The sequence below is a fragment of the Aureispira sp. CCB-QB1 genome, from assembly GCF_000724545.1.
Taxonomy (GTDB): domain Bacteria; phylum Bacteroidota; class Bacteroidia; order Chitinophagales; family Saprospiraceae; genus Aureispira.
In genome coordinates this window covers 183,541-197,007 of record NZ_JHBV01000030.1, presented here as the reverse complement: position 1 = coordinate 197,007, position 13,467 = coordinate 183,541, and the positions used below count along the sequence as shown (strand labels likewise).

General features: G+C 36.3%; 8 protein-coding genes. 3 read left to right on the top strand and 5 right to left on the bottom strand.

Features of this window, described 5'->3' with window-relative positions:
* Window positions 1-8 precede the first annotated feature (8 nt).
* Window positions 9-1,601, top strand: coding sequence for a membrane dipeptidase (locus tag CG11_RS15265; protein WP_052597650.1), 1,593 nt, complete (start codon window positions 9-11; stop codon window positions 1,599-1,601).
* A 92-nt stretch (window positions 1,602-1,693) separates the two neighbouring features.
* Here CG11_RS15265 and CG11_RS15260 read toward each other — a convergent pair whose 3' ends face one another.
* Window positions 1,694-2,605, bottom strand: a complete 912-nt coding sequence (locus tag CG11_RS15260) for a TIGR01777 family oxidoreductase (RefSeq protein ID WP_052597649.1) — start codon at window positions 2,603-2,605, stop codon at window positions 1,694-1,696.
* Between the two features lie 221 nt (window positions 2,606-2,826).
* Here CG11_RS15260 and CG11_RS15255 point away from each other — a divergent pair, with 221 nt between their 5' ends.
* Complete coding sequence (locus tag CG11_RS15255; protein ID WP_052597648.1) at window positions 2,827-4,632, top strand: ABC transporter substrate-binding protein; 1,806 nt, start codon at window positions 2,827-2,829, stop codon at window positions 4,630-4,632.
* 69 nt (window positions 4,633-4,701) lie between these two features.
* Here CG11_RS15255 and CG11_RS15250 read toward each other — a convergent pair whose 3' ends face one another.
* A complete protein-coding gene (locus CG11_RS15250) occupies window positions 4,702-5,430 on the bottom strand; it encodes a hypothetical protein (protein ID WP_052597647.1) in 729 nt (242 codons plus the stop codon).
* Between the two features lie 417 nt (window positions 5,431-5,847).
* Here CG11_RS15250 and CG11_RS15245 point away from each other — a divergent pair, with 417 nt between their 5' ends.
* Window positions 5,848-6,144 carry an ATP-dependent Clp protease adaptor ClpS gene (locus tag CG11_RS15245; protein ID WP_052597646.1) on the top strand — a complete coding sequence of 99 codons (297 nt, stop codon included), beginning with the start codon at window positions 5,848-5,850 and terminating at the stop codon, window positions 6,142-6,144.
* Window positions 6,145-6,230: 86 nt separating this feature from the next.
* On the opposite strand, the gene CG11_RS15240 is transcribed toward CG11_RS15245, so the two are convergent.
* The 3 genes from CG11_RS15240 to CG11_RS15230 all read right to left on the bottom strand — a co-directional run bounded on the left by CG11_RS15240 (window position 6,231) and on the right by CG11_RS15230 (window position 13,159).
* Complete coding sequence (locus tag CG11_RS15240) at window positions 6,231-7,271, bottom strand: AI-2E family transporter (RefSeq protein ID WP_052597645.1); 1,041 nt, start codon at window positions 7,269-7,271, stop codon at window positions 6,231-6,233.
* A 42-nt stretch (window positions 7,272-7,313) separates the two neighbouring features.
* The gene (locus tag CG11_RS15235; protein WP_052597644.1) at window positions 7,314-7,793 is read right to left on the bottom strand and encodes a pyridoxamine 5'-phosphate oxidase family protein; all 480 of its coding nucleotides are present in this window, start codon (window positions 7,791-7,793) and stop codon (window positions 7,314-7,316) included.
* Between the two features lie 146 nt (window positions 7,794-7,939).
* Window positions 7,940-13,159 (bottom strand): translocation/assembly module TamB domain-containing protein, encoded by a 5,220-nt coding sequence (locus CG11_RS15230; RefSeq protein ID WP_052597643.1) that lies wholly within the window; start codon window positions 13,157-13,159, stop codon window positions 7,940-7,942.
* Between the last annotated feature and the right edge of the window lie 308 nt (window positions 13,160-13,467).

Sequence of the window (13,467 nt, the reverse complement as noted above, 5' to 3'; positions counted from 1 at the left end):
CTTTCAGGATGAAGAATTATAGAACCTTTATAGTTGGTACAATTTGTTCCCTGTTTTTGGTGACAATGACAAATGGGCAAAATGAAAACAAGACTTTTATAGATATTCACGTGAATACTAGTAAAAAGCCATTTAACTCCCGATCTATTGGTCTCCAATACGGTTTGTGGGAACCCATGTTTCACGAATGTGGGACAGAAGAACAGCGTTCTAAGACGGTTATGCAAAACATAGGCGAGGTTGTCCCCAAACAATCTCAATCCCATTTGGAGGCATTGGTAAAAGGAAATACTCGGATTGCATGTATGAACTTGTCGCCCATCGAGCAGCCTTTTATCGGAACAAATAGTGCCTTGACGGACAAGAATAAGAAAAAAACAATTTCGTGTGTTTCTGGAGTAAATGCGAACCAATTGTTTTTGCGACGAAAAGAAATTGACTACTTCAAAGATTTGGTAGAGAACATTAACTTTATTGAACGTTTTGAGAATAAACCATATATGGTGAATGGCTTTGAGTATCAATTCTCTTTGATTCGAAACCAAAAACAACTAGAAGAAATTGCGCAAGATAACAATCGGGTAGGAATGGTACTAACCGTAGAGGGAGGACATTCTTTGGGACATTCTATTTATATCAATGATAAAATTACGAACCTAGAAGAATATCAAACCTTGGTTTTGGAAAATGTAGAACGATTGAAAGGTTCTCGACCTTTGATTGATGGATCTGATATTTATTTAGATGTTCCTATTCTTTGGATTTCCTTAGCCAAAAGTTATAGCAATGGTCTTGGAGGGAATGCCAATTCGCTTAATAAAGCACAACAGAGTATCTATGCTAAGCCTGAAGGCTTGAATGCTAAGGAAACAAAGCTGGGGGTAGAAGTAATTGAGCGTTTAATCTCTAAAGATAAAGGCCGTAGAATATTGATTGATATTAAGCATATGAGCTTGGAGTTCAGAACAAGATACTACAAGACTATAGAACGATCAGAAATTTTAGGAGATGGTATTCCCGTTGTCTGTAGTCATTGTGGAATTAGCGGTTTGTCCAAAAGAAATGCATTGTACAAGAAGAAAGATGAAGATTCTAAGAACAATAACTACTATCTAAACCACTGGCAGCAAAACTTATCGTTTGAGGATATTGGCAAGATTTTTTTGTCCAAAGGTTTGATTGGTATTACCTTGGATAAAACGGTGCTAGGGGGACAAACAGCTTTGACGCAAATTAATGAAACGTTACCCAATACGGTTCAAAAGCGAAAGGCTTGTGTAAAGTTATTGATGGCAAATATTTTGACGGTAATTCAAACCATTAACGATGCTGCTGCATGGGATCATATTGCTATTGGTTCTGATTTTGATGAAATGGTAGAACCTTTGGATCCTTATCAAACAGCAGAAGATTTGCCTCAACTAGCAGTCGATATTCAACGATTTTTAGAGCGCCCAGAATCTATCAACGATTTGTTTTCGGAGGAAGATATTCGAGAGTTGATGTTTGATTTAACGCCTACCGAAATTACAGGTAAAATCATGAGTTTAAATGCGTACAACTTTATTAGCCGTCATATTGGTAATATAAAGAAGCAGTAAATCATCAATTATAACAGAGAAAGACTGCCTGCTCGATTCGCTAGTTAGCAGACAGTGTGTTTCAGCTCTAAAAGCAGCATTTTGTTCTATGTTTAGATTTTTCGTTTGAATAAATCTTCCAAAGCAGGAACCAAATCAGGAAATTGGAAGTCATGCTGCATTTTTTGCAAAGCTTGAGGTATCGCTCTGGTACTATTTAAGACAACTGCTGACATTTCTCCTAACAGCATTTTGATGGCACAAGGAGGGGCAGGAACCAAGAGTGTTTTTTGGTCGTGTGCTTTAGCTAATGCTTGTGCTAAATTTTTGTTGGTAGTGGGGATAGGAGCCGTTCCATTGTATATGCCAGTCATTGTTTCTTTTTGCAACGCCTTGATAAAAATCTGACAAATATCATCTAAATGAATCCAAGGATAATATTGTTGCCCATTGCCAAAATAAGAGCCGATTCGAAAAGGATAGGTCATATTTAGCTTGGGAAGAGCACCGCCTTGTGTCGACAAAACAATACCAACACGGATGATTGGGGTACGAATTCCCATTGCTCGAATGCCTTCTACGGATTGTTCCCATTTTACGCATACTTCACTCATGAAACCAGTTCCAGAGCTTGCATTTTCATCCAAAACTTCCTCTTTTCTATTGCCATAGTAGCCCACCGCAGAACAGGCAACAAAAACCTCTGGTTGATCCTTGCGTTCGCTTAGGGCTTTAGTTAATAGTCTGGATGAGTCGATACGACTTTTTAAAATTTCTTTTTTTCTACTTTTTGTCCAACGAGCATCGGCAATTCCTGCTCCAGCTAAATGTATAATACCATCCACGTTTTCCAACGCTTTGGGATCAATGGTTTGGGCATCTAAATCCCACTTGTAAGCAGGGTAAGTAGCCTTTAAGTTTTCGGTTCTGCTCAAATGTCGAACATGCATGCCTTGTTCTGTCAATAAGAAACTGATGCGCATTCCTAATAGCCCAGTGCCGCCAGTAATTAGTATGGTTTTCATGATATTTATATAAAAAAAATATGTCTCAAAAAAAGGTCAATATTCGACATTTTATTTGTTGAGATTGCTAAATAATTAATTATATTTGTTTGAATTGTTACTGAAATAAAAACTCTTTCACTTGTACGTACTTTTTTATTATTAGAATGATAATAATGAGTTAATTAACACAAGAGATAAAAACACCACGTCGACTTTTTTTTAATAAAAGAATTAATTCTATGAGAATCTCCAAAACCTTAAAAAATCTAGGATTTGCAATAGGCTTCTTGTCCATGACCGTTGCTTGTGAAACTCCTTCGGATAAACCAGAGGACAAGACAACAGAAGAAAAGCAAGAAACTACTGAGGGGAATGCTGAATTAACGATCCATGAAATATCTGACCCAGATGGAATGAACCCCATTATTTCCAATGCGGCTAATGCTCTTTATATTCAAAACAACATTTATTCTAAATTGTTGGTGTACGATCAGCAAACACTAGAATTAAGCCCACAATTAGCGGTTGGTCGTCCAGAAATTAAAGCTTTGGAAGACGGAGAATATGCAGGTGGTATGTCTTTGACGTATGAAATCCATCCTGAAGCTACTTGGGATAATGGTACGCCAATTACGGCAGAGGATTATATCTTTACCATCAAGGTGATTAAAAATCCAAGGGTAAATAGTGCACAAATCCGTCCCTACTTTGAGTTTATGGATAAGGTGGAAATTGACCCAACAAATAACAAAAAATTTACAGTTTACTCTAAAGAGCGTTATTTTAGAGCAGAAGAGTCATCGGGGCAGGAGCCATTTATACTACCAGAGTATCACTACGACTCAGAAGGGTTGATGAGCCAGTTTACAATTGAGCAGTTGAGTGACCCTGAACAAATGGATGCTTTGATGAAAGATCAAAAAATTATGCGTTTTGCAGAGCAGTTTAATGCGCCTAAGTTTAAAAGAGTGCCTGAGGCAGTTGTTGGGAGTGGTCCTTATCAGTTTGTAGAATGGACAACTGGACAACGTGTTGTGTTGGAGCGCAAAAAAGATTGGTGGGGTGATAAAGTAAAAGGCAATAAAATGTTAGAGGCTTATCCTCCTAAAATTATCTATAAAACAATTCCTGACTTGACAGCAGCAATTACGAATGCTAAAGATGGTCAGGTAGATGTTATTAGAAGTATTCAACCAACCAAATTCATCGACTTAAAAGACGACCCTAAATTTAGTAGTAACTTCGATTTGAGTACTCCTGATCAATTTGCCTATTACTATATTGGTTTTAATATGAAAAAACCTCAATTTAGAGACAAAAGGGTGCGTCGAGCTATTGCGCATTTAATTGATCGAGATGAAATGATTGAATCTATATTTGAGGGAATGGCGATTAAAACGAATGGTCCAATCAATCCTAAGAAACCTTATTACAATAAGAATATGCCTGATATTGAATACAATATTGAAAAAGCAAAGGAATTGTTGAAAGAAGCAGGGTGGGCAGATGCCGATGGCGACAATATTATGGATAAAAAGATTGATGGGAAACAAGTTCGCTTTAGTGTAGAATACAAGTACCAACAAGGAAATATTGTTCGCAAGAATATTGGTCAATTGCTAAAAGATGAAGCATCACGAGTTGGTATTGAGGTAAATCTAACGCCTGTTGATTTTTCGACTTTATTGGAAGATGCTGATAAGCGTAATTTTGATATGGTTGCTTTGGCTTGGGTCAAAACGCCTGGGTTGGATGATATGAAACAGGTGTGGCATACCGCAGCTGACAAAGAAGGTGGTGCCAATCGAGTAGGGTTTGGAACAGCGGAGTCAGACAAATTGATTGACGAAATTCGTGTTACTCTAGATCCCGAAGTGCGCAAAGAGCTCTATTTGAAAGTACAAGAGATTATCTATGAGGAACAACCGTATGTATTCTTGTTTGTGCCTTCAGAATTGATTGCGATACACAACCGATTTGATGGTACGGAAACTTCTCCAATGCGACCAGGCTATAGAGAGGCTTCGTTTAAGTTAAGAAAATAAAAAAGATACAATATTTATGGAACAGGGTAGGGACTTAAAAGACCTTACCCTGTTTTTTTGATCTATAGCTTACTCTGACATCATGCCAGCACGACTTTCTGCTTCCCAAAAGTAGCCTTTGTTGTTTAGTTTCAAATTACCTTGTGTTAGTTGTTTAGAGTTTTCAATATTGGCACTAATCCAGCAAACTGTCTTCCCATCAAAACCTGATAAGTAAATTTTGGAATCTTGAACAGTGCCTTCTAAATGTAATTGTTTGGGATAGGTAGGAAACTGTAGGCTTGCGGCAGCTTTGTTTTTACCATCAGTAGAAATGCGAAGGGTTCCTTCTAAGGTCGAATCTTGGTCAATTGTTGCTACTAACTTCCATTCTCCTGTCAAGTTAGCTTTAGGTGTTTTACGAACATCAGGGAAACGCTGCTGAATACCATAAATGCCTGCAAATGGAATGGCATACTCTTCCCCTGTATTATCATACAAAAAGCCATCCATCTGGTCAACTTGGTGAATAATCTTTAGATAGGTATTGGCAGCACCAAAGTAAGCAAATAGGGTGTCTCCAAAAATAATGGCACTATCGGCAGCTACATCGTGCTTTTCCGTTTTAAAAATAAACTCAATGGGTTTGTCATTATTAGAGTTCTTGATTTCATAAATAACAGGGACGGCTTGGTCTTCTAATTTAAAAACGCCTCGCCATGTACCGGGAGCAAAACCTTCGATAGCAGTGTCTGCTTGTAAATCCCAACAGCTTGCCAATAAGATCGAGATAGAAATTAGGAGGAATAAAATACGCATGATAGTGAAATATAGTTGTATACAATTGCTCTCTATCAGGTGAGAAAGCAGCTTGTAGAATTGATTATTATAATGTCGCAAAGATACGCTATTTATAAGAACCTAATCTTAAAATAGCTAATAATTCCTTTAAGTTTACTCTTTGGACTAGTCCAATAGTAAGTGCCTATTTAGCTATGATGATCTAGTCTCAAGGGATTTAGATTCTAAAGAGTTTATTCTTTAAGAAAAGATGAAAAATAATTTTGACCGTTAAAATTTTCATATTTTTATGAACTTATTAGGGCTTAATTATGTAAGCTTATTATAATTTTGTATATTAGAAGTAATGGCTTATTGCTTTTAAGAACAAAAGTTAATAAACTATTATTAGAGTTAGAGATCAATAAACACGATCAAATCAAACTAAAAAAAACTATGTTGGAGCACACACATCACATGTCTTGGCAAGACAAAGAAGAAGAAATTGCCCTCCAAGAATTGATTGGTAATCATTCGAAAGTAATTGTTTACAATGATGATCACAATACCTTTGATTGGGTAATAGAATCCTTTGTTGAGGTTTGCCGTCATAATCCTGCACAAGCAGAACAATTGAGCTATTTGATTCATTTTAAAGGAAAGGCTACTGTTAAAACAGGGTCAAAAAAAGAATTAAAACCAATTAAAGATGCTCTAGTAGATAGAGGCTTATCTGCTGTTATCGAGGATTAAGTATTACAGAAGAATTTATAGGAAAATAAGGGAAATATCATTCATGATATTTCCCTTATTTTATGATTATAGTTAACTAACTACTATTAACTATGTTTCTCAAATAAAAAAGCATAAGGTTCTAACCCTTTGATATGCTTAAATAAAACCTTCATAGTACCCACCGTAGGCAATGCTACAATGGCACCTGGCGCACCCCACAAACTCGAAAATACAATGACCCCAAAAATGGTCATAAATGGATTTAGGTCAATTTCATCGCCTACAATCCAAGGTGTTAATAAATAGCTTTCTACAAATTGAGCAACCGAAACAACTACAAATACCATAATACCAGCAAAAGCACCAGAGTATAGATAGGCTAGTATCATGGCTGCCCCTCCACCAATTAAATTACCAATATAAGGGATAATAGAAAATAGAGCCGCAAAAATTGCCAAAAATAAGGCGTAAGGAACACTTCCTAATAAAAAGCCAATATAGTAGGCTACAAATAAGATCAACATAATTTTGCCTTTCCCAATAAGATATTTGTTAACAATAGAGCTAGACTCTTCCAACATGACACAGATGGTTGCTTCTTCTTCTTTTCGAACAAGCTTTTTGAAAAAATTGTGAAACATTTCTTTTTGGAGTAGAAAAAGAATAATATAAATTAAGGTTATCAAAGCTTGAGAAGCAAAGGTCATGGCAGACCCAAGCATACCTGTTGCAAACGAACGCATTTTCTTATTCGTAAAATCAGACTCAGACAAATATCGAAAAGGATTGATGCCAAAAGATTTTGAAAACCATTGGTTGAGTTCGGTGATTTTTTGAGAGGCTTTGTTTTGTATTTCAGCCCAATCACTGACAATAATGTTGATTTGCCAAGAGATGATGATAAAAATAATAGAAAACAAACTAATTAATAAGATCATCACAATAGTAATTGCTACTCCTTTGGGAAGCCCTAAGTTTTTTAATTTTTCTGTAGGACCATTCAAGGCAGTGGCAAACAATGCCGCAACCAACAAAGGAAGCAAGAGTGATGCACCTAAGTAAAGCATTATTGCAATTCCTATAAAAACTAGAATTGCAATGACAAAATTTTTTGGAGCGATGGTTATTTTAGGTGTATTGGCCATAGTGATAACGTGAAAACCTTAGGTGATGAGCTCGATGTTTATCTAACCTTTTGTAAAAGGAGGCAAGCCCTTATTGTATGTATCCTGGGCACGCTTGATCTGTTCTGCTTCCGTTGTATCTGGGTAGAGTAAGTATCGAGGTGCTAGAATTTTTTTACTAGTATTAATTTTGATTTTAATAATACTTTGAAAAGGAAATAGTCCTTTCGTTAACTCTAATAAGAACGGTTCCAATAGTTGAAATTCAGGATTGGATGTTGGAATAACAGTAGCGGTTCCTTTTAATTGATAGCCTTTTTGAACGAAGACATCTATAAAACTAACACATACATTGGGATTTTGTTCTAAATTTCGAACAGTTTGAGGCGAAGCGATATTAGCAATTAAAAGGTATTTGTCTTGATAAAGGGTGAAAATTTCCTTAGGAGATACGTTGGGAATATAATCGGGGGAACTGGTCGCCAACCAGCAAAGTACACTCTGTTGAAGATACTTCTTAATGGCTTCTATTTCTGCTAACATAAGAGATAGATTGAGTCTGTTTAATATAAAATAGTCTACTAATGAACGTTAGTGAGCAATGAGAATTGTCATAAGTTCGTTTTCCGAATAGAGTCAATTGATTTTCTGTAATTTAGCGTAGCACTATATAATATTCTAATATACCCTTATTCTTTGTCTTTAGGTAAGCTGCTCAGATCATTTTTTGCCTTCTCCAACTTTTTATTCAAGCGCTCCACCTTTTGGGTTAGACGTTCCTTCTTTTTGCTATCTTTAGTACGTTCTATCTCTTTATTTAGCTCTTTTATTCTGTCGGTAAATTTGTCGCGACGTTTGGTGTAACGTTCTTTTTTATTCTTTTTTTTGTTTGCTTTTGCTGCATCAATTAAATCCTGAAGCGTATCAAATTCTTTTCTAAAAGAAATACCAATTCCCGTTCGAATACTTTGTCCCAAAATAGTGGATTCTGTTCGATTATAAGCCTTAATTCTCAATCGACCGTCCTCCGTAATAAAGTATTCAACCTTAAAGTCACCTCCAACATAGTTGTTGCTACTAGCATTGATATTATTAACCACCTGATCGTCTCCTGCAATATCAATGTTGGTACCCGCATATACGGTCAAGCGATCGTCCAAAAATTTGATGTTTCCACCCAAACGCACATTAGAAGTCGTAGAACGAATATTGGCGCTTTCGTTATCTCTGATATTAAAATTAAAATCAAACTCTAAGCTTGAAATAAAATCCACATCTTTGATAACTCCTTCCAATAAATCATTGACATAAAGAGATAGTTGTTGAGAAACCAATTCACTCAAGGTACTAATACCCGTATTGATTCCAGAGGAAACTACATCAAGATTACCAGCGTTGCCCAACGGCAAAAACTGTTGCAAAGCAATGATACCAAATACTTGGCGGTTCAACTCATTCTTATCGGCATTAATGGTTGCTAGTGCTAGTCGTACAGGGGTTTGGAGAGCTGGATCTACATTTTCAATCTGAATTTCAAAATCAACATTAGGAGAAAAGAGTTCGCCCTCTAAATCCATCAATAAATTGACTTCATAAGGCTTGTTGGCTAGGCTAGAAAGACCTGGATTGCCAGCAATGTATTCTTTGACCAAGTTGGCGACTCCCAACTCTTTCGTATAGACCGCTTGAATATCTAATTTTGCTTTAAAAGGGTCGCCATCGTTGTCTCCCCAAGTGATTGTTCCTCCTTGTCTAACTTTGAGAGGTTTATTAATTAAGTTTTTAAATGTAAATAGATATTCTCCACTCTCAATGGTATAGTCTCCAAATATTTTAAGTTCTCCTGTTGGGGTATAGTAGACACGCATATTATTACTACTACCTCTTCCTTCGATGATATCGCCCGCTTTTTCATCGATAATCAAACGAGCAAGCGCATTGGGTTTGATTTTGGCAATAATTTCAATGTCTAATCCTGTGAGTACTTGATCTTTGATGCTTTTCTCATTTGTAGAATCTTTTTTTGCTTTGGCATCAAAAAAGCTAATATAATTGGTCTCAGTGACCTCCATGGGACCACCGATCGGCAAGTTGAAAATACTATTATCTTCTGTTTCAACATCCAATTTTAGTTTTAATCGCTCAAATGGTCCTTTGAACTCTACGGTACCAGAAGCATAGACTTTGCCATAGAAAGTATTGTTATCTTCTATGGTGGTGTTCATTGCTAAGTTGTTGTTTAGGATTGCGGTAACATCCAAACCAAAATTTTTGAGGTGATCGTGTACCAAACTGCCTTCAAGATAAGCTACAGATGGCTCGCCTTCTACAAGGACAGGAACCCCACCCGATTGGTATTCGTTATAACGATTGTAAGTAATAGGAGGATCTATATGAAATCCTTGGTTGTCAATTTTTATCTTAGCATCAGATAAAATATATTTGGTTTGTAGAAAGTTAACTTTGGTTTTGACGCCTGTTAACAAACCATCTCCTTCTATATTCATTACTGTTTTGGGACCATCAATGTTTCCAAATATTCTAGCTTGTGCAAAGGCATTTCCTTCTGTTTCAGAAATTTGATCTTGCAAGAAATATTCTAATATTTTGGCTTTGGCACCTTCTGCATTGATGTCAATATCTAAAAGATTTTGCAAGTATTTTTCTTTCGTTGCAAATTTAGGTGTAAAATTAGCAGAAGCATACAAACTATCTACAAAATTACTACTATGCGTAAAGTCTCCTCTAAATGTTGATTTTAGGCTATCGGCATGAACTAAAAGTCTAGAGTTACTCCCCCAATAATCTTCATTAATAATAAGTGTGTCAATCAAAACATCTGCATCGATTCCTTTTTGAGTGAAGACGTCTTGCATAGAGGCTTCCCCCGAAAAAATACCTTTAATATCAATTTGAGGAAGCGGTTCCATCATTCCGTACAACCAACCTAAGCTAATATTTTGAAAATCGACTTTGGCACCTTTGTTATCGTTAATAGAACTCAATTCAACCAATTTGTTCCCACTAGAAAGCTTTATATTTTGGACATCAAGTACCTTATCTCCAATTTTGATATGATTGTTGTCGTTAATCGTCCACTTTTCATTCAAAATATATAGGCGAGAGGTGTCTAATTTCAAGACGATTAATTTTTCTTTGATTTCTAATTGACCGTTAATAGACAATTGTTGGGCAATTTCTCCCACTGCATCTGCATGGACATTAAATCGAACAGAATCCCCCACGGCATCTAAAGAAAGATTAATATTGGGTATGAATGGTTTTCCATCAATATGGAGTGTATCCACAGAACCTAATACATCAAAGGTAGAACCCAATGCTTGCCCACTATCCAATTGAATGTTATCTACCTCAATGTTTCCTATATGAATTTTTCCAACTTCTCCATTAATAGTGAGGTATCCTTCTGACCCATCGTATTCTCCAGTCAAAAAAACATCTTCCAAAGATTTGAAGTTCTTGTCAATTAACTGGGTGATATTTTTTGTGTTTCGAGGAATAGAGATGATAATGTTAAAATCTTGATGAGGAATTGTATCAATACTTATCTTATCCACATCCACAATGACATCCATTAAAGGCTTATCTTCTACAACTTCTTCGATATCTTCTACTTGCAAAACTTGCCGCTGGTAGAGTTCTTGGTACAAATTGGGGTGATTGATTTTTATGAAATTCTCAATAGAACGAACCAAATTCACTACGTCGTACTCCCCAAATACGTCAATGCTAACAATATCTGATTTTAGGTTGATGGTTCGGGTGTTCTGAACAAACATGGTGCTATCGCCATCTGAAACCGCATAAATGGTATCTTTAGGAATATTGTCTGCTTTAACCTTGATTTCATCCAATTCGGAATGAACGTTGCCTCTATAGCCTTTGATACCACGAATAAACAAATTCCCAACAAAATTATCAATATTGGTTCCTTTGGCGTTGATGTCAAAGGTATCTAAGTGTAGTCCAATAAGCTCTTCAGATATGTTGACCTTATGAAAGTCGATGTTTTGAACATTTCCCAAAATATCAACACTAGGTAATTCTCCACTCAAGTCAACGATACCACGAATAAAAACATTCATATTAGTATCCTTGGAAATGATGTCCCCATCAAATTTCTTTTGTTTGAAAAGCCCGTCAATTGCAATATCTTCGTACTGATATTCTTTGAATGTAAAACTATCTATTTTAGCATTTTTTAGCTCTGCATCTAAGGTTTCGAGGGTCAACCCCGTTCCTTCTACATCTGTTTGCAGGGTAATTTGTCCGACATCATCATTATCAATAAATGCGCCGACATCAAAATTATTAAACCGAAAGCCTCCATTGTAAGCAGCCGCAGAACGCCCCTTGCGCAAATTGAGTTGCAAATCTGAGTTGATGCGCCCCAATTTGGTATCTAATTGCCCGTAAGCAACAAAATCTTGGAAGAAGCCAGTGTAAGATCCTTCAAAGTTCATTTGCCCTAGAGAGGCTAGATTGGGAGGAAGATTGACAAAAGAGATGATTTGCTTTAAGTCCTTATAGTCGGTAGAAACTTTCTTAAGCTTTAAATCCATAAAAGCCGCATCAGGAACCGTAATGTCGTTCATCGAAAGGTTGCCAATGATTCTAGAATTATGCACTTGAATATCAACATCTCTGGCTCTAAAGTTATTAACCGTTCCTCTAAATTTGCCTTTAATTGCTATTGGATTATCTAAGTTGTTTTCAATAAAGACATTCTTTTTAATTTCAGGAGCAAAAGCGGCTATATCTCTGAATGTAATGCTCGTAGTACTATCAAATGTACCAATAATTTTCACCTTGTCAGGGAATTGATAAAAATCTCTGTAAGCATCGTATTCTAACTTCAACGCATGACCAATATTACTAGAGTTTGTTTCTAATTTGAAATTACTTAGGGCAATGGTTTGGGGGCTTATAATGGCATCTCCAGAAAGATGTTTTAGTTCAAAACCACCATGATTCAAACCATGAATCTTGTTGACATGCCCCGTAAATACTTCGTGTTGTAGTCGGAAAGAATCCACATCTAAGTTGATGTTCTTAAAGTTAAGATTGGCAAAATCCAAAGAAAGAGAAGTGTCTATTGTTATCCCTGTTCGCTCATTGATTAGACGAAAGTTGACATTACTTAATAAAAGCTTTTCGCAACCAACATCCCAGTCTGCAATTGTGGTATCAACAGGAACTTCCCAAAAAGAGGAGTCAATACCAGGAATATCTACTTTATCAAATACATGCACCTTAATACTGGCATTGGACAAGTGTGCAATGTCACCCCAAACTTTTTTGCCAATCATGTCTACCCCCTCGGTATCATGTCCATGAACGTATCCTGTATCGCAGGTCACAAATGCAGCGGTGCCAATGGCGGTATCTGCCAAATGTACCCTTGCATTAACCAGTTCTGCGCCACCAAAATAGAGTTTAAATTTTTCGGGGCGAGGTTCGACAACTTCTCCTGATTCAAAAAAGTCGATTAAAAAGTGAATGTTAAAATTTTCTTCCTTAGGATGACGGAGTACTTTGAACACAGCATCTCGAACAATAATATTACCAATACTAACTTCCTTATTTAGGAGCGCTAAAATATCATATCGTTGCGCTTCGGCCGAACTAGCGTAAATTAGTGTGTCTTGATAGTGATCGGCAATAAATACGTCATAAAACTTAAAATTGGAAAAAGGCGTAATTTCTACTCGTTCTATTCGAACGGTTGTATCCCATGCTTTGGATAAAAGATTAGCAGCTAGATGCCCCAGTTGAGTTTGTACCCAAGGAATCCACAGCAATAGATAGACAATTAACATGATGGCAATGGTGGCTTTTAGTAAGCCTGTAAAGATTTTCCAAATTCGACCAATGATAAGTCGACCCAATCCTTTTTTAGGTTTGGCTTCAATGGTTTCCTCTTTAGGATTTGTATGTTCTAGTTGATGCTTAATGTTATCTGTCTTTTTTAGGGATAATTGTTATCTTTGCAAGCCTATTTTAAATAATATACTAGATATAGACCCAATAGGACTTTATTTTTTTGAAAAGTTGTATCCAATTATTGTCGTAGCAGCAAAACGAAATACCTTTCTTTTTCTGGTGATTTACTTATTAAAAATAATTCGTGTATTATTGGCGGATGCTACTTCAATTATTAACTATTATTATGCTAGATTTAGTTTCTTTATTAGTC